This window comes from Streptomyces mirabilis, assembly GCF_018310535.1.
In the GTDB taxonomy this organism is placed as follows: Bacteria; Actinomycetota; Actinomycetes; order Streptomycetales; family Streptomycetaceae; genus Streptomyces.
The window spans coordinates 4,329,931-4,350,819 of record NZ_CP074102.1 but is presented as its reverse complement, the minus strand read 5'-3'; the positions used below and the strand labels follow the sequence as shown (position 1 = coordinate 4,350,819).

The window sequence follows — 20,889 nt, the reverse complement described above, 5'->3', positions numbered from 1 at the left end:
ACCGAAGCCCCGGTCCAGGTGGACCGGGGCTTCGGATCTTGGCGCGGAGGCGGAGGGATTTGAACCCTCGATGGGCTTTAAGGCCCAAACCGCATTAGCAGTGCGGCGCCATAGACCGGACTAGGCGACGCCTCCCGCACAACCGCCCGCGCGAGCGCAAGCGGTGCGTGCAGATGATGACACAGCCGGGTGGGGTGTCACCAATCGGCTCCCACGGTACTAGGCAGTCGGGCCACAGAGCAAAGTCCCGAGGAGTCGGAGAGCCGAGGAGTCGGAGAGCCGGAGAGCCGGTACTCCTGAGAGACGCGGGGCGCAGGCGTCGGCCGCGCGCAACCGCTCGCGCCCCCTCGCGTTAGTCAGGTCATGTTGCGTCGTCTCGTCCTCACCGCCGCCGCGTCCGTCGCGGCACTGTCCGCCGTGCCCGCCCTGCCCGCCGTCGCCCACGCCGGAGCCGCCCGCGCGGAGCCGGCCTCCCTGAGCCTGATGCCTCCGCCGGCCCGCGACGAGGATTTCGGGGACCGGCTGACCGTGACCGTCCAGCACGCGGAAGGCGGCGACGGGACGTACGAACTGCGATGTCATCCCGATGGCGGCAGTCACCCCGACGTGGGCAAGGCGTGCACGACGCTGGACCGGCGGACCACCTGGGGCAAGGACCCCTTCGCCCCCGTGGCGCCCGGCACGATGTGCACGATGATGTACGGCGGTCCGGCCACCGCCCATGTGACCGGGACCTGGGCCGGGCGGCCCGTCGACGCGCGGTTCGACCGGGCGGACGGCTGCCAGATCGCGCGCTGGGACGCCCTCGTCCCCCTGCTCCCCGGCTCCGCCCACAGCCGCGGCACGGCTCGGGCATGGTGACGCCGTGGTTCGGCGAGGTAGGGAGGGAAGGGGTGAAATGCGCGGTCACAGGTTCTTCCGTTCTTCTGCGTGCGACCTCCCTCTCATCCGGCGCCGCGAGCGCAACCTCTGCCCGTAGACTCCCTCGCGTGACACGCTGCGGGCAGGTTGGCAAGATGGCCCTCGCGGTCGGCAAGGTGCGGTAACAGGGAGGAAGCGTCTCGTGAGCAGCAGGCCATCCCGAGGCGCTGCTCGCCTCGCAGCCATACTGGACGCGCTGCCCGATGCGTTGGTGCTGGTCAACGCCAATGGCACGGTCGTCAACGCCAACACCATCGCCCTGGAGGCCTTCGAGGCCCCGGGTACGGCTCTGGTGGGTCGGGGGCTGCTCGATCTGCTCCCGCAGTTCGACTCGCGGCTGATCCCCGGGTCCATGCGGCGGCCCGAGACGATCGACCAGAGCGGGCGGACCAAGCCGACCAGGATGATCGCGCGGCGGACCGACGGCAGCGAGTTCCCGGTCGAGGTCACCAGCGCGAACCTGGAGAACGGCCAGCAGGCCTACGACAGTTACGGTCCCGCCCCTGACGAGCTGCTCATGCTCGTCGTACGCGATCTGTCGGGCACCGTCGACACCGAGGCCGAACTCGCGCGTTCGCAACGACAGACCGAGATGATCCTGCGCGCGGCGGCCGAGGGTGTCGTGGGCACGGACACGGAGGGGCGGGTCGTCCTCGTCAATCCGGCGGCCGCTCAGATACTGGGATACCGGGCCAGTGATCTCGGCGGGCAGGACCTGCACGCCCTCATCCTTCACTCGCGCGCGGGCGGCGAGTCCTTCGCGTACGAGGAGTCCCCGCTCGCCGACACCCTGCGCTCCGGGCGCAAGCACCGGGTGCGCGGGCAGGTGTTGTGGTCCAAGTCCGGGGACAAGGTGCCGGTCGACCTGACGACCGCTCCGGTGCGCGACGGGGACCAGCTCGTCGGCGCCGTGATGACCTTCACCGACCGACGGCCGTACGACAGCCTCGTCGAGGAGAAGGACGCCGAGGCCACCCTGCACGCGGAGGAGATCGAGCGGATCGGCGAGGAGCACGCGGCGGAGCTGGAGGCGCTGCGCGAGCGGCACGCCGCCGAGCTCGCCGAGGTGCGCGAGCGCCACGAGGAGGAACTCGCCGCGGGTGATGAGCGGTACGCGGCGCTCGGCGAGCGCGAGAAGGACCGCTACGAGGCACTGACCGCCCGGCACGACCAGCTCCTGTCGGTGCTCGGCCAGTCCCTGCGCGGGCCCCTCGACCAGCTGCGCGGTGAGCTCTCCAAGCTCGCCGCCGACGACGCCGGACAGCTGTGGCCCGAAGCCAACCAGGTGCTTCACCACCTCGCGGCGGGCTACTCGCGGATCACGACCCTCGTCGACAACGTGCTCGGCTATCAGCGGCTGGACGCGGGGGCCGAGCAGATCGTCCGTACGAACGTGATGCTGGACGCGGTCGTCGCGGCCGGTGTCGACGGGGCCGTCGAACTGATCGGGCCCGGGCGTGTGCAGTTCGCCGTACACGCGCCGCCCATCGAGGCCGAGGTCGACCCGCAGCGGCTCGCGCAGGCGCTGGCGCACCTCATCGCGGACGTGGCCGGCGTCGACGCGACCGGCAACGCGCCGGTGTCCGCGGGCGGCTACATGGACAACACCGTCGTCGTGGCGGCGGCGCAGCGTGGCGAGGTCGTACGGATCGAGGTGCGTGGGCCGTACAGCGGGGGAGACCCGGTGCACGAGCCGATCGTGCGCGGGATCGTGCGGGCGCACGGCGGCGTGCTGCAGACGCACGAGGTGCCGGGGATGAGCGGCAGCGCGTTCGTGCTGGAGGTGCCGATCGGCGACGGGGCCGGAGCGATGGCCCCCGAGGCCCCGGTGTCGACCGGTGCCGAGATCGCCCTTCCCGAGCAGGCCTCGCACCAGAACGGCGGCAACCAGAGCGGGGGCAGGCGGCGGGCCCGGCGGTCCTCCGTGGACGCCTTCCTGGAGAGCGAGGTCGCCCCCGCTGAGCCGGTCACGGCCGAGGGCGATGCGGCCGCTCCCACCGGGCGGCGCAGGCGCCGTACGGCCGCGGAGCAGGACGCCGCCAAGGTCTCCGTGCCCGCGCAGGCCCAGGGCCCCGGTGACGGCGACGCCGTCGCCACCGGGCGCCGTCGTGGACGGCCGAGCCCGGTCGAGGGCGCGGACGGCGACGCGGCCGAGGGTGTGTCGGAGGGCGAGGTCGTCATGGCGGCCGAGCACGCGGCGGGAACCGCGGCCGTGGGTACGGGACTGGGCGGGACGGTGCCTCCGCAGGGGGTTCCCGTGGCCTCTCCGCAAGGGGTGCCCGTGCCGTCCGGGCGGCGGGCACGGCGTGACGGCGAACAGCACGCGCTGCCGCCCGCGTTGCCCGCGGCTCCCAGCGCCCCTAGCGCGCCCGGTACTCCGGGTGCCCCGGAGGCCGTCCCCGCCGAAGGTGCCGGCGCGCAGCCGACCGGGCGGCGTCGGCGGGCGCTGGCCGCGGCGGCCGAGCGCGCCGCCGCGCAGGACGGGGGCGCCCGGACCGTGTTCGCGCTTCCGCCGGCTGAAGCGGACCGCTCACCCGAGTACGTCCAGGCCGAACAGGCCCAGCAGGCACAACGAGCCCAACAGCAGCTCCTGGAGCAGGCGGGCGACGCCCTCGGTGGCGTCGCCGGTCGTGACCAGGGGGACGAGGGCCGGCACGACGGGATGCCGCACAACCCGGCCGACGATCACACTCCGCCCCAGCCGCACCCGGTTCCCGCGCCGTCGGGACTGCGGACCCGCCAGGCCCCGGCACCCGCCGCGGCTCGGCCCGCCGCGGCAGCGGTTCCGGCCCAGGGCGTCCCCGTACCGGCCACTCCGGCACCCGGAGCCCAGGCACAGGCCGTCCCCGCGCAGGCCCCGGCCCCTTGGCCGGCCCCGAACGCCGACGACACCTCCGGCGCCGGCACTCCCGTACCGCCCGGCACCCCCGTGCCTCCGGGAGCGCCCGTAGCGCCCGGCGCACCCGCCGCCGCGGCGGCGGCCGCGCGCCAGGCCCAGCCGCAGGCGCAGACTCCTGCCGCCGGCACGCCCCTCCCGCCGGAGCAGCCCGCACAGCAGGTGCCCCGGCCGGGGGCTCAGCCGCGGATCGCCCAGCCGCTGCCCGCCGAGGCCGCCGCGCCGGTCGACCCCAACTCGACGCAGGGGCGCGCGTTCAGCGTGCGGACGCTCGGGCAGGGCGTACCGTTCAGCCGCCAGCCGGCCCCGAACCAGCCGGGGGCCGTACCGGCCCAGGCGCAGCAGACCGCCACGCCTCCCCCGCACCAGACCAACGGCTCCGGCCGCCGCCGCAAGCTCGGCACTCCCCCCGAGCCCGCCGCCGAGCGCCCCGAAACGACGGCACGTCCGCACCCGCAGGCCGGGCAGACCGCCACGGCTCCCGGGCCGAGGCTGCCCGGAGCGACCGAGGGCGCCGGTCGGTCGTACGCCATAGGAGCCCCGGACAAGAACGCCGACGAGGGTCCTGAGCCGCTGGACGGTCCCGGTGGCGCGGTCGAGGTCGCCGACCAGCCGCAGCCCCGGCCCGTGGACGACGAGCTGCCCCCGGAGCCGCTGGACAACCCGCGCCGCCTCCTCGTGTGGCCCGCGCCGGACGTGACGACCCAGCAGGCGCTGAGCGACCGCGGCTACCGGCCCGTCGTCGTGCACTCGCGCGAGGAGGTGGACGCGCAGATCGCCGCGTTCCCGGCCGCGCTGTTCGTGGACCCGCTGACCGGTCCGATCACACGCACCGCGCTGCAGTCGCTGCGCCAGGCCGCCGTCGCCGCCGAGGTCCCGGTACTGGTGACAGCGGGACTGGGGCAGGCAACGCGGGAGGCGGCGTACGGCGCCGATCCCGCCGTACTCCTGAAGGCGCTCGCGCCGCGGGATTCCGAGCAGCACCCGCCGCGCGTGCTGCTCATCGAGGAGCACGCGGAGATCGCGCTGGCATTGACCTTGACGCTGGAGCGGCGCGGAATGCAGGTGGCGCGGGCGTCCACGGACGCGGACGCGGTCACGCTGGCCTCTCAGATGCGGCCGAACCTGGTCGTGATGGATCTGATGCAGGTACGGCGTCGGCGCGCCGGGATCGTGGACTGGCTGCGGGCGAACGGGCAGTTGAACCGCACCCCGCTCGTCGTCTACACCGCGGCTGTCGACCAGGCCGAACTGCCGCGCCTCGCCGCGGGTGAGACGGTCCTGTTCCTGGCCGAGCGCTCGACGAGCGTCGAGGTGCAGGACCGGATCGTGGATCTGCTGGCGCGCATCGGCACGAACTGACCCGCTGCGCTCCGGGCCTCGAACTGGGTCCATTCATACGAAGGTTGGGGTGCTGTTTCACGTGAAACAGCACCCCAACCGTCATTCCGCCGCCGAGGGCCTCAGAGCTGGGTGACGTCCAGCGCGCCCTCCGCGTACTGCCTGCGCAGCACCTTCTTGTCGAACTTGCCGACGCTCGTCTTCGGGACCGACTCGATGATCGTCCAGCGCTCGGGGAGCTGCCACTTGGCGATCTTGCCCTCCTGGGCGAGGAAGGTACGCAGCGACACGAAGTCGGCGGTGGCGCCCTCCCTGAGGACGACCGTGGCGAGAGGACGCTCGCCCCACTTGTCGTCGGGGACGGCGACGACGGCGGCCTCCGCGACGGCCGGGTGGGACATCAGCGCGTTCTCCAGGTCGACGGAGGAGATCCACTCGCCGCCCGACTTGATGACGTCCTTGGCGCGGTCGGTGAGGGTCAGGAAGCCGTCGTGGCTGATCGTGCCGACGTCGCCGGTCTTGAGCCAGCCGTCCTCGCTGAACTTGTCGGCGGGGCGGACCGGTTCGGCACCCTGGCCGCCGTAGTACGCGCCCGCGATCCAGGGGCCGCGCACCTCCAGCTCGCCCGCGGACTCGCCGTCCCAGGGGAGGCGTTCGCCGCCGGGGCCGGTGAGGCGGGCCTCCACGCCGGCCGGGAAGCGGCCCTGGGTGAGGCGGTACGCGAACTCCTCGTCCGTGCCCATGACACTGGCCGGCGGCCGGGCGATCGTGCCCAGCGGGGAGGTCTCCGTCATGCCCCAGGCGTGGCAGACGCGCATGCCCAGCTTGTCGAAGGCCTCCATGAGAGAGGGCGGACAGGCAGAGCCGCCGATGGTGACCTGGGTGAGCGAGGAGACGTCCCGGGGCTTGGCGTGCAGTTCGCCGAGCAGGCCCTGCCAGATGGTGGGGACGGCCGCGGCGTGCGTCGGCCGCTCGGACTCGATCATCTCGGCGAGCGGCGCGGGCTGGAGGAAACGATCCGGCATGAGGAGGTTGACGCCGGTCATGAACGTGGCGTGCGGCAGACCCCAGGCGTTGACGTGGAACTGGGGGACCACCACGAGCGAGGTGTCCTGGTCGGTGAGCCCCATCGACTGGGCCATGTTGACCTGCATGGAGTGCAGGTAGATCGAACGGTGGGAGTAGATGACGCCCTTGGGGTCGCCGGTGGTGCCGGAGGTGTAACACATGGCCGCGGCGGCACGCTCGTCCAGCTCCGGCCAGTCGTACGTCGTCGGCTTGCTCGCGATCAGCTCGTCGTACTCGTGCACCTGGACGCTCGCGCCCTCGAGCAGCGAACGGTCACCGGGGCCCGAGACGACCACGTGCTCGACCGTCGGCATATGGGGGAGCAGCGGCGCGAGCAGCGGGAGCAGCGAGCCGTTGGCGATGATCACGCGGTCGGCGGCGTGGTTGACGATGAAGACGAGTTGTTCCGCGGGAAGGCGGAGGTTGAGCGTGTGCAGGACGGCGCCCATGGAGGGGATCGCGAAGTACGCCTCGACGTGCTCGGCGTTGTTCCACATCAGCGTCGCCACACGGTCGTCGTCCTCGACACCGAGGTCCTCGCGCAGTGCGTGCGCGAGCTGGGCGGCCCGGTCGCCGATCTCGGCGTAGGAACGGCGCTGCGGCTCTCCCTCACCCGTCCAGGTGATCACCTGCGATGTGCCGTGGATGGCCGACCCATGGGTCAGGATCCTCGAGATCAGCAGCGGTACGTCCTGCATCGTGCTCAGCACGGCGTCCTCCCGGGGCGACATTGCCTACGAGGTGGTAAGGGATGCGCTGATTCTGCGCACATACCACGCGGTATGTCACTAGCTCCGGACGATCGATCAGGTCACAGGGGTCGTTCGGCGCGGACGGGAACTTTTCCGCGGGGGCCGTTGGGCCCGGATCTGCCGAAGGTCAGCGCACGGGTTCCAGTTCGGGGTCCTCGCGCAGCTTGCCCAGCGCCCGTGACACCGCCGACTTGACCGTGCCGACGGAGACGCCGAGTACCTCCGCGGTCTGCGCCTCGCTGAGGTCCTCGTAGTACCGCAGGACGACCATGGCCCGCTGCCGGGCCGGGAGCTTCATGATGGCGCGCCACATCGCGTCGTGCAGCGCCTGTTGCTCGGCCGGGTCCCCGGCGGGGACGCCCTCCGGCTCCGGCAGTTCGTCGCACACGAACTCGTCGACCTTGCGCTTGCGCCACTGTGAGGTCCGGGTGTTCAGCAGCGCACGCCGTACATAGCCGTCGAGCGCGCGGTGGTCCTCGATCCGCTCCCACGCGACGTAGGTCTTTGTCAGCGCGGTCTGCAGCAGGTCCTCGGCGTCGCTCGGGTTCGCGGTCAGCGAGCGGGCGGTACGCAGCAGCACCGGCTGGCGTGCCTTCATGTACGACGAGAACGACGGGTACGGAAGGGTCCGCGTCCCGACGTTCGAACCGCTGGTGCAGACGAGTGTGGTCATGGCTCCACGCTAGGAGTGACCCCTACCTTTTCGGATCGGCCGCAGGTCCCGAAGGGATGTCCCCCTCAGGTTGTAGGAGGGGGGCTGGCCCCACCTCCTGAGGGTGGACGAGCGGCCCCTGCACCCTGAGGGTTCACCCCTGAGGGACCCATACGGCAGTAGTACGGCGGCGGCTGCCGTACTACCCGGGGTGTCCCGGAGAGGCCCCGGGGGCTCCGCGACGCACGGAGAGCGGAGCGAGCCCGACAGCGTACTCATCCCCCGTCCGCCCCCAGGATCAGCCCCGACGTGGGGACCCCGGTGCCCGCGGTGACCAGGGTGTGGCGGGCGCCCGGTATCTGGTTCACGGACGTGCCGCGCAGCTGGCGTACGGCCTCCGCCACCCCGTTCATCCCGTGCAGATACGCCTCCCCGAGTTGGCCCCCGTGGGTGTTCAGCGGCAGCCGCTCCTCGGCGACGAAGTCCGCGGCCTCCCCCGGCTTGCAGAACCCGAACTCCTCCAGCTGCATCAGCACGAACGGCGTGAAGTGGTCATACAGGATGCCCACGTCGATGTCCTTGGGGGTCAGCCCCGAGGTCCGCCACAGCTGGCGCGCCACCACCCCCATCTCCGGCAGCCCGGTCAGCTCGTCCCGGTAGAAGCTCGTCATCTGTTCCTGCGCCCGGCCCGCACCCTGGGCGGCCGCGGAGATCACCGCGGGTGGGTGCGGCAGCTCCCGGGCGCGCTCCAGGGAGGTGACGACCAGCGCCTGGCCGCCGTCCGTCTCCTGGCAGCAGTCCAGCAGCCGCAGCGGCTCCACGATCCACCGCGAGGCCGCGTGTTCGGCGAGGGTGATCGGTCTGCCGTGGAAGTACGCCGCCGGGTTCGTCGCCGCGTACTTGCGGTCCACCACGGCGACGTGGCCGAACGCCTCGGGCGTCAGTCCGTAGGTGTGCAGATACCGCTGGGCCGCCATCGCCACCCAGGACGCCGGGGTGAGCAGCCCGAACGGCAGCGCCCAGCCCAGCGCGACCCCCTCGGCGGACGGCTCCCGCTGCTCCACCCCCGCCCCGAATCTCCGCCCCGACCGCTCGTTGAACGCCCGGTAGCAGACCACGACCTCGGCCACCCCGGTCGCCACCGCGAGCGCCGCCTGCTGGACGGTCGCGCAGGCCGCCCCGCCCCCGTAGTGCACCCGGGAGAAGAAGGACAGCTCGCCGATCCCCGCCGCCTGGGCGACGGTGATCTCCGGGCTGGTGTCCATGGTGAACGTGACCATCCCGTCCACCTCGGCCGGTGTCAGCCCCGCGTCGTCGAGCGCCGCCCGCACCGCCTCCGCGGCGAGCGTCAGCTCGCTGCGCCCGGAGTCCTTGGAGAACTCGGTGGCCCCGATCCCGACGATCGCCGCCCGGCCGCCGAGCCGGTCCCTCGTGCGCACGCTCACGAGACACCTCCGGGCGGCAGGGTGACCGTCACGGTCCCGGTCACATGTCTGCCGATGCCGTTCGCCCCGACGACGCGCACGGTCGCGGTGTCGCCCTCGACCTCTTCGACCCTGCCCGTCAACACCATCGTGTCGCCGGGGTAGTTGGGCGCCCCCAGTCGAATGGCCACCTTGCGGAGGACGGCGTCCGGCCCGAAGTGGTCCGTGATGTACCGCCCGACGAGGCCGTTGGTGGTCAGGATGTTCATGAAGACGTCGGGGGAGCCCCTGTGCCGCGCCAGCTCGGCGTCGTGGTGCACGTCCTGGTAGTCCCGGGACGCGATCGCCCCGGCCACGATCAGCGTGCGCGTGATCTCGATCTCCAGCGGCGGCAGCTCGTCACCGACCCGCACGCACTCGCCCTCTCCGCCCCGAACGCGCCCGCCCTCTCCGCCCCGAACGCGCCCGCCCTCTCCGGCCCGAACGCGCCATCCCTCGCCCCGCACGCGCTCCCCTTCCCCGGCCCTCATGTCTCCTCCTCCCCGCTCGCGATCAGCTCCCCCAGTTCCTGGAGGACCTGGCTCCCGCACCCCAGATACGCGTCCAGCTGCCGCCCCCACAGGAAGTGCCGGTGCACCGGGTGCTCCAGGTCTGCGCCCGTCCCTCCGTGCAGATGCTGGCCCGTGTGCACGACCCGCTGCCCAGCCTCGGACGCCCACCAGGCCGCGGTCAGCGCGTGCGTCGCGTACGCGAGCCCCTCGTCGCGCCGCCACGCCGCCTCGTACGCCGTCACCCGTATCGCCTCGGTGTCCATGTACGCGTCCGCGGCCCGGAGTTGGACACCCTGCTTGGCGGCGAGCGGACGTCCGAACTGCTCGCGTGTTTTGGTGTGCTCCACGGCTCGTGCCAGCGACCCGGCGCACACGCCGGCCTGCAGCCCCGCGAAGGCGGTCCGGGCGGTGGCGAGCACGTCGTCGTACGCGTCCGCCCCGCCCACCGGCTCACCCGGCGTCCCGTCGAGCGTCAGCCGTCCCGCCGCCCAGGGTGCCGTCAGCTCGACCGGCGCGCACCGCGCGTCAGCGGCCCGTACGAGCCACAACCGGCGCCGGTCGTCCGCGACGAGCACATGGGTGGCGTCCCGCAGCCACGGCACCACAGGGGCGTCTCCGCTCAACCGCCCCGCCGCGTCCGCCCGTACGCCCCCCGGCTCGAAGACCGCCCCGCACACCACCGCCGTCCCGTCCCCGATCCCCGGCAGCAGCCGCTCCCGCAGCTCCGGTGAACCGTGGGCCGACACCGCCAGCAGCCCGTACACACAGCTTGCCGCGAACGGCACCTGGGCCGTGGTGCGCCCCTGCTCCTCCAGGAGCAGCACCAGACCGAGCAGCCCCGTGTCCGCGACGGCCGCCACCAGCCCGGCCGCGCAGAGCGCCTTCCACGTCTCGGCGTCGCTGCCGGTGCCGGCCGCGGCGAGCCGCTCCGGGGTGGAGAGGTCGCCGAAGATCCGCGCGGCCAGGTCGCGGGCGGCCGTCTGTTCCTCGGTGGGCGTGAAGTCCATGTCAGCCTCCCCCCTCCGCACCGGCCCGGAAGACCGGCAGCACCAGCTCCTCGTCGTACCGCTCGAACCGGAGCCGCACGGGCATACCGATCCGCACCTTGTCGTACGGCACCCCGATGACGTTGCTGACGATCCGGACGCCCTCGGCCAGCTCGATCAGGCCCACGGCGTACGGAGGGTCGAAGGCGGGGAACGGCGGGTGGTGCATGACGACGTACGAGTAGACCGTCCCCTCTCCGCTCGCCTCGACCGTGCCCCACTCCGGGGAGCCGCACGCGCCGCACCCCGGCAGCCAGGGAAACCGCAGCGTCCCGCAGCCCCCGCACCGCTGGATCAGCAGCTGGTGGCGGCCGACGCCCTCCCAGAACCCGGCGTTGTCCCGGTTGACGACCGGTCGCGGCCGGGCCGCCTTGGACTTGGTGCGTGCCGGGGCGTACTTGAGGATCCGGAACCGGTGCGTACCCGCCGGCTCCCCGTTCGCCCGTACGTCCATCCGTGTCGTGACGAAGTGCCCGGTGCCCAGCTTGGTGGTCTTGCGCTCGGAGACCGACTCGATCACCGCGTCGAAGGTGATCTCGTCGCCGGGCCGCAACGGACGCAGATACTCCTGCTCGCAGTCGGTGGCCACCACGGAGGTACACCCGGCCTCGTCGAGCAGGCCGAGCAGCTCGTCGTACGCGTCCGAGCGGCCCTCGTGCCCGGACAGGCCGCCCATCGTCCACGCCTGGAGCATGGTGGGCGGCGCCACGGCGTCCGGACCCGTGTACGCCGCGTTGGTGTCGCCCATCGCCTCGCACCAGTGCCGGATCATCGGCTCGTTGACCGGGTCCTTGCCCACGCCCTCGACGGCCGCCGCACGCCCTTCGTACGCCTTGAGCCGCGCCGCCGGCCCGGCCGCCTCGTCGCTCACCGCCGCCCCCTCGTCATCCCGAGCCGCATGGTCGCCACGATCTCCCGCTGCACCTCGCTCACCCCGCCCCCGAACGTGTTGATCTGCGCCGCCCTGTTCATCCGCTCCAGCTCGCCGTCCCCGAACACGCCCGGCGAACCGGAGCGCACCAGTGCACCCGCACCCACGACTTCCTGACACATTCGGTACGAAGCGACCGCCGATTCCGTTCCCGCGACCTTCACCCCGCTCGCGTCGCCGGGGGCCAGCCGGCCGGCCCCGACCTCCCCCACCAAACGCCAGTTGAGCAGGCGTGATGCCGCCAGCCGGGCATACACCTCGGCCAGCCGAAAACGCACCCAGGGCTCGTCAACCCGACGCCGTCCCGTCACCGGATCGGGGGTGCGTACCGCCCGCAGCGCGGCCGCGTAGAAATCCTCGGCCTGCATGCCGATCGCGGCGAGCGCGACCCGCTCGTGGTTGAGCTGGTTGGTGATGAGCTCCCAGCCGCCGTTCTCCTCGCCGACGAGGTGCGAGGAGGGGACGCGGATGCCGTCGTAGTACGTGGCCGTGGTGGTCAGCCCGCCCACCGTCTCGATCGGTGTCCACGAGAAGCCCGGCGCGTCCGTGGGCACGAGGACGATCGAGATGCCTCGGTGCTTGGACGCGTCGGGGTCGGTACGGCAGGCGAGCCAGATCCAGTCGGCATGCTGGGCGTTGGAGGTGAAGATCTTCTGCCCGTCGATCAGCCAGGACTCGCCCTCCCGCACGGCGCGGGTGCGCAGCGAGGCCAGGTCCGTGCCCGCCGAGGGCTCCGAGTACCCGATCGCGAAGACGAGGTCACCCCTGAGGATGCGCGGCAGGAAGTACTCCTTCTGCGCCTGGCTCCCGTACTTCATGAGGGTCGGTCCGACGGTGTTCAGCGTGACCATCGACACCGGCGCTCCGGCCCGGTACGCCTCGTCGAAGAACACGAACTGCTCGTCGGCTCCGCGCCCTTGGCCCCCGTACGCGACGGGCCAGCCGATGCCGAGCAGTCCGTCGGTGCCGATGCGACGCAGCAGCGCCCGCTGCCTGCCAGGGTCGTCGGCGGGCGGGGGACCGTCGGGCATCAGGTCCCGGAAGTACGTACGCAGTTCGGCGCGCAGCCGTTGCTGGCGCTCGGTGGGGGCGAGGTGCACGGCGGCGGCCCTCCCGGACCTCGTACGAACAAGGTTTTCTGACTGTCCGTCAGATCCCGGGAGCTGTCAAGGTCACGACGGGAGGGGACAGCGGAGGACGGACACGCGAAAACGTCTGCGCGACGGCACCGAAGTGCCGTCGCACAGACGCGTTTCCACTCCACGGAGCACCCCACACGGTGCTTCAAGGCCGATGAGCCCGTCGAGAGCGGGCGAATCGGCCCCGACTCACCAGAGGTTGGTGAAGTTGACGACGGCGGTCGACTGGTCGATGGCCGTGAACGCGGAGTCGTTGACCTGGGCCGTGTTGTTCTGGTTCGAGGCCCCGGAGCCGATCGCCTGCTGTTGCGTGGTGGAGGAGTTGCCGCTGTTGTTGTGTCCGACCCCGCTGCCGCTGACGGTTGCCACGCCCGCGTTCGATCCGTTGTCCGCGAATGCGCCGTTGTCCGCCGCGGCGACACCCGTGAAGAGAGCGGCGGCGAGGGGCAGGGCCGAGACGGCGGCGAGAACGCGGGCGGTACGGATGCTTGCCATGTGAATTCCTCCAAGAACCGGATGTACGGACCGGCGCGAACCGGGAAGTACTGCTCGTTCCAAGGCGGTTGGCCGACCGCCCCGGCGCTGATCACGACGTCGCGACTCCAGAGTTGCCCACCGAATCCCCGGCGAACCACCCCGGAAGCCGTGATTCGCCCTCAAGCGTGATTACATGTCGATAAACCCTCTTCATGACAAGAAACCCCAGCTCAGACCGGATCGGACCGGTTCGGACAGCTCGATCCCCGGCACCCCAAGGGAGGAACCGTTCCGGCACCTTTTGGCCAATCTCTCCCGAATCACCTTCCGGATGTCCCCGCGCCCGGCAGGCCCTTCCCTTTTTCGAACACTCGTACGAACATGGATGCATGGCCACCATCGACCGGCAGGCCACGACCCTGGCCCTGGCCCACGCCCTGTCCGCCGCCGAACGCGGCCTCGCGGTGATCCCGCTGTCCCGCACGAAGCTCCCGGCCCTGCGTTCCCCCCACCGCGACGACCCCGATCCCGACCCGACGACCCCTCCCTGCCGCGGCGAATGCGGCCGCTTCGGACACGGCGTGTACGACGCCTCCACCGACCCCCGCCGCATCCGCGCGCTCTTCACCGCCGCGCCCTGGGCGACCGGCTACGGCATCGCCTGCGGCCTCGACCCGCACCGCCTCATCGGCATCGACCTCGACACCAAATCCGGTACGGACTCCTCGGCCGCCCTGCGCGAACTGGCCCTGCGCCACCTGTTCACGATCCCGGAGACAGTGGTCGTGCTGACCCCGAGCGGCGGCCGCCACCTCTGGCTGACCGGACCGCCCGACGTGGTCGTCCCCAACTCGGCGAGCCGACTGGCCCCGGGCATCGACATCCGCGGCGCCGGCGGTTATCTGGTCGGCCCCGGCTCCCGCACCGAGCACGGTGTGTACGGAACCGCCCCGGGCACCGCCCAGTTGGCGCCCGCGCCTTGTCCGCGCGAACTCCTGTGCCTGCTCACGCCCCCGCCCCGCACGCACCACCGCGCGCCCCCGGCAACCGGCCAACACGGTCAAGGACTGGTCCAGTTCGTGCTCGCCGCCCACGAGGGCCAGCGCAACACCCGCCTCTTCTGGGCCGCCTGCCGCGCCTACGAGAACGGCATCGGCCCGGAGCTGAGCACCGCCCTCGTCGAGGCCGCCGTCCGTACCGGCCTCACCGAACGCGAGGCCCGCTCGACGATCGCCTCGGCGTCCCGGATGACGTTCCCACGCCCCGAGCCACCGGAAAACGGAACGACACCACGAACCGCCCGTCCCTAGGCTGCGCGCCATGGCACTGACCCACGTCACCCTCACCTCGGGCAGAACCGTCGAGATATCCGAGCTGCGTCTCACCTCGACCTACGGCGGAATGCTCGAGGGCTACCCCTTCAAGCGCTGGAACGACGGCATCGTCGACGGCCTGGCCCGGCGCACGGCGGCGGCGTTCCCGAACACCCCGACGCACCTCGTCACACCCCACCGAGACCATCCGGACCTGCCCGCCCGCGGCTTCGGCCCGGTCGAACTGCTCCCCGCCGTGACCTGCGTCGGCTTCTTCCGTTCCAGCGCGGTCGACCCCGCCCTCGACCCCGTCCTCCACCGCTCGGCCCTCGCGGTCGCGTGGTTCCACACCCCCGACATCCCGTCCGGCCACACCGCCGATCCGGCCCTGCGCGCCATCCCCTGGGAGGAAGCCGCCCAGGACTTCGAGCTGTGAGCCGTCGCGGGCATGCCGAAGGGGGTGCCCTGCGGCTCTGCAAGCACCCGGCTGCGCCGACGCCCGCCCACACGTGGATAGGGCCAGGGCCAAGAGCCGACTGCATCTCGACTTCGTGCCTGATGATCAGGACGCCGAGGTGGCTCGCCTTGAGGCTCATGGCGCGAAGCGTGTCGACATTGGTCAGGGTGACCAGTCGTGGGTTGTCATGGCAGACCCCGAAGGCAACGAGTTCTGTGTCCTTGGCCGACGACCTCAGTGAGAACCCCTGAGAGCGCACGCGTCCAGCCTGGCGAGCTTGCAGTTCAGAGCCTGGGTCACCGACAAGACGTCCATGGTCGTCTGGCTCGGCGACGACCACCCGGGTGCGCTGCTCGAACTGCTCCAGGAGTTCGCCGTGCGCGGCGTCAACCTGATGCGGATCGAATCACGACCGACCGGCCAGGGACCATCAGCGACCGAACCACATAGAGCTACGGATCAGAAGATGCGCCTCTGCCGTGCCCGATCCACCGGTAACTGACGGGGAACCACGGTGGTTGACGGACAACGCACATGAGGACGGCCCCCGACCGATTTACCTGGTCAGGGGCCGTTCACCTGCGGTGGGTGTGGGATTTGAACCCACGGTGACATCGCTGCCACGACGGTTTTCAAGACCGTTCCCTTAGGCCGCTCGGGCAACCCACCTGCGCCCCGCCCACCAGGGACGGAGCGGATACAGCGTACCGGCTCCAGGCGTTTGGCAGCGGCCATGGTCCACACGGGGTCCACTGGCTCTGCTCCGCGCACCATGCCTGCTTCGCCGATCACCGGCACCCGGTCCGCGGCCCCAGGCCGACGCAGGTAAGCCTAGGGCTGTGTCGGCCTTGTCGGCATCCCCGGGAGAAGGGCCCGCTGGGCCCTGTGCCTGCGCCCTCCCGCGGCCCCGTGGAGTAAGAGCGCAGAGAGGACCCTGCGACCTTCTGATCCGTAGGTTCGGGCAACGCCTTGCGGAGGGGCCCTGGCCTGGCTGGATGGCCAAGGTTGGTGATCACCGGCCTCTGCTGCCCGCACCCGTCGGGCGCAGCGGGCGTGACGCCACTTTCGGCGACGGCGGGTGGTGAGCAAGTGACTTGCGCACGGTAAGGGCGTGATCACATAATCGCGAATCTCGCACATCTGTGCGGAAGTTGAGGGGGATAGATGAAGCTGAGGAAGACTACCGTTCTCGCCAGCGCGGTGCTGCTGAGCCTGACCATGCTCAGCCAGGCAGAAGCCGCAGGCCAAGAGGACGAGTTGCAGCAGCAGATCGACCAGGTGCTTGCCAAGACATCTGGTGGTGTCCAGATCAGCCGGAATGAGATTGCCTGGAACGGCGGAGAGGCAATCATGTCGTTCCCGCTTCCCGGAGAGGACACCGCGCCGCCCAGCAGTGACGCTGCCGTCAAGCTGCAGGCAAAGGTTGCTGGCGTGTCCGCGAAGTCGGTAGCGGCTGCGGCCGCCGACGGAAAGGCGCTTGCCGCGGACGACGGCTGCCCCACGCAGACCTTCGGCAACGACTGGTACTGCTTCTACCAGTATGAGAACTTCGGTGGCAGGCGCCTACAGTGGAACGAGTCGCACCCTCACACCGACCTGGTGTTCTTCTCCGTGTACGACTTCGACAACAAGACGTCGTCATGGTCCAACAAGGGAGGGAAGTACATCTACGTCGACGGCAGGTCTGTGACTGGGCAGGACCGATCCTGCGACCAGGGCTCGATCAGTCTCTGGCAAGAGGCGCCACACTCCAGCAAGGCTTATGTCGGCGCGAGTCTCGACAACAAGGCCGACTGCTTCTGGACGTCATAGTGACCTGACAGTCGATCTTTGCACTGCGGTGGGCCGCTGGAGTCGGTGCGGCCCACCGCAGTGCCGTTCGCGACACTTCCGGTCAGCCTCGCAAGAAGGTGACGTAGTTGATGACGGCCGGCGTCTTCACCTTGAGTGCCCCCGGATCACTAGTCAGGATTTCCTCGTAAGCAAGAATCTTCCCGTCATCCGGGTTGATGACGAGGGTGTGCTTCGAAGGAAGTCCACTGCTGTCCGACTCTACGGTGAAAGCCAATCCCTCTCGCCCAGCACGGTCCTTCGCCGCGCCAGAGATCTTGAGATCTTTCTTCGTCTCGAGAACGCGAAGAGACGCCGCGCGCTGCTTAGGTGTGAGGTGATTGGTCATGAGCTTCTGTACGAGCGATTCAGAGATGAACCCAGCTGTATCGCCAGGGGAACCCTCCTCCAACCAGTGTTTCATTTCGGCCGGATCTGGTGGATTACTGTACGAGGATCCACCCTTCCCCGTGCGAGTCGTAGGTTCGCCAATGGCTGCCCACTGTTGCTCCCACAACTTCTTTTGGTCGGAGTTCTGAAACTTCGGCTTCTCTTCCTTGACTGACCAGGCGATGGAACCGTCGGCTTTCTTCCAGGAATCGCGGTGTTCGGGAACGACCGCAGATGTGATCTGGTGGCCCCCAATGCGAGTGGTCAGCGACCAGCTCTCCTGTACAAAATGATTGTCCCAGGAGGAGGTGTCTGAGAGTTTCTCCGTCCGGCGAGCAATATCTTCCAGAACTTGGGCCGCAGGTAGGTTCTTCTCATCGCTGATCTTCATCAGCGGTGGGGTCGCAGCGTATGCCGTCTCGGGGAACGACGGCTTCATGAGACTGTTAGCTGCAACAATCGCCGCAATCGCTGCCGCAGACACCCCGAGTACAGCGAGACTTTTGACTCGGAGGTTGCGAGGCTTACGGTTACGTTCGGCTCGGTGAGTCGCATACTGTGGCTCCGAAAGGATCCTCTCCAGGAGGGCGTCCACTTGTTGCGGCGCGGCGGGCCGCACCTTAAGCCGAGAGCCGATGGCTGTCAAAGATTCTTCATAGTCACGCATGAGATTCCTTCCGCGAGCGAACCTCGTCACTCAGAGAACGAGCGGAGTCCATTTCTGAGAGAAATCCGCCAAGTCGCTTTCTTGCCCGAAAGAGGCGCACTCGTGCTGTGGCGGTTCCACAGCCCATGGCTAGCGCACATTCGTTTATGGGCAACTTTTCCCAGAGAGTCAGGCGGAGGATCTCCTGATCACGAAGACTGAGGCAGTCGAACGCCTTCGCTAGATCCATCTCGATGATGACGTCATCAGGCTGGCGCTCACCACTGAAAGCCGAGGGCTGGACGGCCAACAATTCGGCGAGACTGAGCTGGCGTTGCCGGGAGCGCCGATCATTGGCCAGCGTGCGCCGGGCGACACCGTACAGCCAGGGCAGTTCCTTTCCCTCAGGCATGTCTGCGAAGCGTCGCCACGCCGTAAGGAATACGTCCGCCACCACGTCCAGCACACTGCTGGGGTCTGCGCGTTTCGTGACGTAAGCCTCAACTGCCGCGTAGTTTCGCCGATATAGCTCGGTGAACCGCTGCTCGTCGCTCAAGTTATCCGCCCTCCACCCAAGACATGTCCGGCCGTAGTGCGGGCGTTACACCCGTCCTCTGCAATAGGACTGTGACGGCAGTCACAGTGCACGGCCACCTCTCGACTCTGGGGCCTGATCCTCCCAACCCCGTATAGCGTCCCGCGACGCCATACGGGGTTTCCGCCGAGGGCTGGCCGTTAGGCAAGGTCAGGTGCTACTTGCCTGTGCACCAGGTCGCTGCGCACACCCACCGCTCGTGCCAGACCGGTGCCAGATCGTGCGGGGAACCGGGAACAACCGGGCACCAAGTCGGCGGCCGACTGGACATCGACACCGCTCCGCCGCAGTTCAGCAGGGCAACCCGTCCTAGATCACCTGAGCTTCCCAAGCCGATGTTCCCTGGTGTGCTCCAGGCCCGTATCAGGGGAGACCCCAGCTCGACGACACACCTCTACTCCCTAGATTCCTCCTCTTGCCGCTTGGCCGCTCCAGCCGGAATGCGACGCACGGCGGGGCATCTCGTCAAGGTGACGCGAAAAGTGCCGAACATGCGCCCTCCTCCGGATCGGTCTGAGATCCTGGAGACCGATCGAGAGGGGTCGAAGGCATGGAGTGGAAGACGCACGGCGAGCGACAGATCTACACCAACAAGTGGGTGAATCTGTGTCTGGTCGACGTCCAGCAGCCTGACGGACGCAGGTGGGAGTACCACGTCGTTCGCCTCCGGCATCTGGCCGTGGCCGCCGTGGTCAACGATCGCCAAGAGGTCCTGATGATGTGGCGGCACCGCTTCATCACAGACTCGTGGGCTTGGGAGTTGCCCATGGGCCTGGTCGAGGACGACGAGTCCCCGGAGGAAGCGGCGGCCCGTGAAGTCCTGGAGGAGACGGGCTGGCGTCCTGGTCCCATCAAGCCCCTGATCTACGCCGAGCCGGCCAACGGGATCACCGACTCGCAGCACCACGTCTTCCGCGCGGACGGCGCGACCTACGTCGGCCCGCCCACGGAGAAGAACGAGTCAGACCGCATCGAGTGGGTACCCCTCGGCGAGATCCGGGGCATGATCGACCGCCGCGAGATCGTGAGCAGCGGATCGCTCGTCGGCCTGCTGTACCTGCTCATGGATGAAGCGATCCGCTGACCGGTGGGAGGAGCTCCCGTAGCCGCGACTCGAAGGCCAGGGCTACGGGCTCTTGCCTGTACGGGGCCAACTGGTCGTAGAACTCCCTGAGATGGCCCGACACTCGCTCGGACGCCACCGCCGACGCGGGCACCAGAGCCTGCGTGGCGGTGTCGCACGCCTGACCAAGCTTGCCCTGATCCAACTGCGTACGAGCCAGCCAGAACGCGTGAAACGCACGGCCGCGCTGGTTCGTGCGGTCTTCCCGCCGCAAAGCATCCGCGATCAAGGGCTCGGCGGTTGCTGCTTCGCCCAGTCGGCCGTGGGCGATGCCCGTGTCCACGATGAGCTTCGGCTCATCGAAGTAGTTCACCCATGACGGGTCCGGGTCACCTACCCCGATCTGCTCGAAATGGCGGTGCGCTTCCCCGATCGCCCGGTGAGTGGAGTCCCGGTTGCCGAGGCTGGCATGGGCGAACGCCTCGCGCATGGACAGCATCGACAGGACGCGTGGGGTGGTGCCCAGGGCTGAGCGGGCCTGGTCCTGGGCGGCGGTCACGAGTGCCAGAGAGTCCGCGGGCTTGTCCTGGTAGGTCGCCTGCAAGCTCATGCAGGCAAGCACGTTGGCCATGAACTGCCGGTCGTCGGTTTCCTTGGCCAGTTGCAGCGCCTCGGTGAAGTACGCGCGGGCCTGGTTGTACTGGCGGGCGTCGAAGTAGGTCCAGCCGGTGAGGCGTGCCAGCTCGGCCGCGATTCCGTACAAGCCGTTCTGGATGGACGGCCGTCGGCTTTCCTTGAGGAGCCCGACCACATACCGGAGCTGACCGACGATGGCCGGCCTCAGGGCTTCGCCGCCGTGCTGGTCATCCCGTCGCCAATAGTCTTCGATGGACGACTGGAAAGCTTCCAGTGTGGCTGTGCTGAGGCTTGCCCGGGTGGCCAGCGCAAGGATGCTGTCCACGTCTGGCCCCGGTAAAGAAGCGGGTGTCTGCTTCTCTGGCTCCGGTTCTTGCGGTGCCTCGCGCTCGGTGACGACGAGTGCCTGAGGCGTCTCCCAAGATCGTCTGGCAAGCCCGAGCATGTGGCCTGGGATGCGCAAGCCGTCCGCGATGCGCTCGACGACGTCCATGTGGAGCAACTGACGGCGGCCTGCGATGACTTCACCGACTCGGCTGGGCGTCAGCTCGCATCGCCTGGCGATCATCGATGGGTAGATGCCCGCTCTCGTTTTCACCAGTCGGAAGACCCTGGCGAAGTCCCGTACCCGACACGCGTTGAGCATTTCGGGATCGGTGAGCAGCCTGGCAGGCAGTTCCTGCGGCCGGTCGGCTTCGGGCATTGGGCAAGCTCCCACACTGCGAGGGCTACGCAACGTCGCTGATTCTCTACTTCCCGCG

General features: G+C 69.7%; 17 protein-coding genes, 2 tRNA genes and 2 pseudogenes. 8 read left to right on the top strand and 13 right to left on the bottom strand.

The window, feature by feature from the left end:
- Positions 1-44: 44 nt before the first annotated feature.
- Positions 45-135 (bottom strand) — tRNA-Ser (locus SMIR_RS19215).
- A 228-nt stretch (positions 136-363) separates the two neighbouring features.
- Here SMIR_RS19215 and SMIR_RS19210 point away from each other — a divergent pair.
- Together SMIR_RS19210 and SMIR_RS19205 are read left to right on the top strand one after the other, a co-directional pair.
- Positions 364-861 (top strand): SSI family serine proteinase inhibitor, encoded by a 498-nt coding sequence (locus SMIR_RS19210; RefSeq protein ID WP_168493399.1) that lies wholly within the window; start codon positions 364-366, stop codon positions 859-861.
- A 202-nt stretch (positions 862-1,063) separates the two neighbouring features.
- A complete protein-coding gene (locus SMIR_RS19205; RefSeq protein WP_212727189.1) occupies positions 1,064-5,179 on the top strand; it encodes a PAS domain-containing protein in 4,116 nt (1,371 codons plus the stop codon).
- 101 nt (positions 5,180-5,280) lie between these two features.
- Here the strand turns inward: SMIR_RS19205 and SMIR_RS19200 are convergent, their stop codons facing one another.
- The 8 genes from SMIR_RS19200 to SMIR_RS19165 form a co-directional block, all read right to left on the bottom strand.
- On the bottom strand, positions 5,281-6,957 hold the full coding sequence (locus tag SMIR_RS19200) for a long-chain fatty acid--CoA ligase (protein WP_168493410.1): 1,677 nt from the start codon (positions 6,955-6,957) through the stop codon (positions 5,281-5,283).
- Between the two features lie 148 nt (positions 6,958-7,105).
- Entirely contained in the window at positions 7,106-7,651 is a 546-nt protein-coding gene (locus tag SMIR_RS19195) for a SigE family RNA polymerase sigma factor (protein ID WP_168493412.1), read from the bottom strand.
- A 254-nt stretch (positions 7,652-7,905) separates the two neighbouring features.
- On the bottom strand, positions 7,906-9,075 hold the full coding sequence (locus tag SMIR_RS19190) for a lipid-transfer protein (RefSeq protein ID WP_168493414.1): 1,170 nt from the start codon (positions 9,073-9,075) through the stop codon (positions 7,906-7,908).
- Complete coding sequence (locus SMIR_RS19185; protein ID WP_168493416.1) at positions 9,072-9,467, bottom strand: MaoC family dehydratase; 396 nt, start codon at positions 9,465-9,467, stop codon at positions 9,072-9,074. Before SMIR_RS19185 ends, SMIR_RS19190 begins: the two co-directional genes overlap by 4 nt.
- Positions 9,468-9,580: 113 nt before the next feature.
- Positions 9,581-10,612 (bottom strand): acyl-CoA dehydrogenase family protein, encoded by a 1,032-nt coding sequence (locus SMIR_RS19180; RefSeq protein ID WP_168493418.1) that lies wholly within the window; start codon positions 10,610-10,612, stop codon positions 9,581-9,583.
- A gap of 1 nt (position 10,613) precedes the next feature.
- On the bottom strand, positions 10,614-11,522 hold the full coding sequence (locus SMIR_RS19175; protein ID WP_168493420.1) for a bifunctional MaoC family dehydratase N-terminal/OB-fold nucleic acid binding domain-containing protein: 909 nt from the start codon (positions 11,520-11,522) through the stop codon (positions 10,614-10,616).
- Positions 11,519-12,682 (bottom strand): acyl-CoA dehydrogenase family protein, encoded by a 1,164-nt coding sequence (locus SMIR_RS19170; protein WP_168493421.1) that lies wholly within the window; start codon positions 12,680-12,682, stop codon positions 11,519-11,521. Before SMIR_RS19170 ends, SMIR_RS19175 begins: the two co-directional genes overlap by 4 nt.
- A 228-nt stretch (positions 12,683-12,910) precedes the next feature.
- The gene (locus SMIR_RS19165; protein ID WP_168493423.1) at positions 12,911-13,216 is read right to left on the bottom strand and encodes a hypothetical protein; all 306 of its coding nucleotides are present in this window, start codon (positions 13,214-13,216) and stop codon (positions 12,911-12,913) included.
- Positions 13,217-13,587: 371 nt separating this feature from the next.
- On the opposite strand from SMIR_RS19165, the gene SMIR_RS19160 reads away from it, so the two are divergent.
- From SMIR_RS19160 to SMIR_RS19145, 4 genes and pseudogenes are all read left to right on the top strand, one after another.
- Complete coding sequence (locus SMIR_RS19160; protein WP_168493425.1) at positions 13,588-14,508, top strand: bifunctional DNA primase/polymerase; 921 nt, start codon at positions 13,588-13,590, stop codon at positions 14,506-14,508.
- 10 nt (positions 14,509-14,518) lie between these two features.
- Positions 14,519-14,947: a hypothetical protein gene (locus tag SMIR_RS19155; protein WP_168493427.1), complete on the top strand. Its 429-nt coding sequence runs from the start codon at positions 14,519-14,521 to the stop codon at positions 14,945-14,947.
- A 76-nt stretch (positions 14,948-15,023) separates the two neighbouring features.
- Positions 15,024-15,209: pseudogene (locus SMIR_RS19150) on the top strand (VOC family protein); the annotation flags it as partial.
- A 60-nt stretch (positions 15,210-15,269) separates the two neighbouring features.
- Positions 15,270-15,395: pseudogene (locus tag SMIR_RS19145) on the top strand (prephenate dehydratase); the annotation flags it as partial.
- 155 nt (positions 15,396-15,550) lie between these two features.
- On the opposite strand, the gene SMIR_RS19140 reads toward SMIR_RS19145, so the two are convergent.
- Positions 15,551-15,637, bottom strand: a tRNA-Ser gene (locus SMIR_RS19140).
- A gap of 495 nt (positions 15,638-16,132) precedes the next feature.
- Here SMIR_RS19140 and SMIR_RS19135 point away from each other — a divergent pair.
- Positions 16,133-16,780, top strand: a complete 648-nt coding sequence (locus SMIR_RS19135; RefSeq protein WP_168493431.1) for a peptidase inhibitor family I36 protein — start codon at positions 16,133-16,135, stop codon at positions 16,778-16,780.
- Between the two features lie 82 nt (positions 16,781-16,862).
- Here SMIR_RS19135 and SMIR_RS43580 read toward each other — a convergent pair whose 3' ends face one another.
- Both SMIR_RS43580 and SMIR_RS19125 read right to left on the bottom strand, forming a co-directional pair.
- Positions 16,863-17,855 carry a hypothetical protein gene (locus SMIR_RS43580; RefSeq protein ID WP_248003002.1) on the bottom strand — a complete coding sequence of 331 codons (993 nt, stop codon included), beginning with the start codon at positions 17,853-17,855 and terminating at the stop codon, positions 16,863-16,865.
- Positions 17,848-18,390, bottom strand: coding sequence for an RNA polymerase sigma factor (locus SMIR_RS19125; RefSeq protein ID WP_168493433.1), 543 nt, complete (start codon positions 18,388-18,390; stop codon positions 17,848-17,850). Before SMIR_RS19125 ends, SMIR_RS43580 begins: the two co-directional genes overlap by 8 nt.
- A gap of 589 nt (positions 18,391-18,979) precedes the next feature.
- Here SMIR_RS19125 and SMIR_RS19120 point away from each other — a divergent pair.
- Positions 18,980-19,513, top strand: a complete 534-nt coding sequence (locus SMIR_RS19120) for an NUDIX hydrolase (protein WP_168493434.1) — start codon at positions 18,980-18,982, stop codon at positions 19,511-19,513.
- On the opposite strand, the gene SMIR_RS19115 is transcribed toward SMIR_RS19120, so the two are convergent.
- Positions 19,491-20,831 carry a helix-turn-helix domain-containing protein gene (locus tag SMIR_RS19115; RefSeq protein WP_168493435.1) on the bottom strand — a complete coding sequence of 447 codons (1,341 nt, stop codon included), beginning with the start codon at positions 20,829-20,831 and terminating at the stop codon, positions 19,491-19,493. The genes SMIR_RS19120 and SMIR_RS19115 overlap by 23 nt on opposite strands.
- Between the last annotated feature and the right edge of the window lie 58 nt (positions 20,832-20,889).

Excerpts from the sequence above, each read along its gene's own strand:
- SMIR_RS19195 (WP_168493412.1), bottom strand. The coding sequence starts at position 7,651 with ATGACCACACTCGTCTGCACCAGCGGTTCGAACGTCGGGACGCGGACC.
- SMIR_RS43580 (WP_248003002.1), bottom strand. The coding sequence starts at position 17,855 with ATGCGTGACTATGAAGAATCTTTGACAGCCATCGGCTCTCGGCTTAAG.
- SMIR_RS19160 (WP_168493425.1), top strand. The coding sequence starts at position 13,588 with ATGGCCACCATCGACCGGCAGGCCACGACCCTGGCCCTGGCCCACGCC.
- SMIR_RS19180 (WP_168493418.1), bottom strand. The coding sequence starts at position 10,612 with ATGGACTTCACGCCCACCGAGGAACAGACGGCCGCCCGCGACCTGGCC.
- SMIR_RS19165 (WP_168493423.1), bottom strand. The coding sequence starts at position 13,216 with ATGGCAAGCATCCGTACCGCCCGCGTTCTCGCCGCCGTCTCGGCCCTG.
- SMIR_RS19120 (WP_168493434.1), top strand. The coding sequence starts at position 18,980 with ATGGAGTGGAAGACGCACGGCGAGCGACAGATCTACACCAACAAGTGG.
- SMIR_RS19115 (WP_168493435.1), bottom strand. The coding sequence starts at position 20,831 with ATGCCCGAAGCCGACCGGCCGCAGGAACTGCCTGCCAGGCTGCTCACC.
- SMIR_RS19155 (WP_168493427.1), top strand. The coding sequence starts at position 14,519 with ATGGCACTGACCCACGTCACCCTCACCTCGGGCAGAACCGTCGAGATA.
- SMIR_RS19200 (WP_168493410.1), bottom strand. The coding sequence starts at position 6,957 with ATGTCGCCCCGGGAGGACGCCGTGCTGAGCACGATGCAGGACGTACCG.
- SMIR_RS19135 (WP_168493431.1), top strand. The coding sequence starts at position 16,133 with ATGAAGCTGAGGAAGACTACCGTTCTCGCCAGCGCGGTGCTGCTGAGC.
- SMIR_RS19210 (WP_168493399.1), top strand. The coding sequence starts at position 364 with ATGTTGCGTCGTCTCGTCCTCACCGCCGCCGCGTCCGTCGCGGCACTG.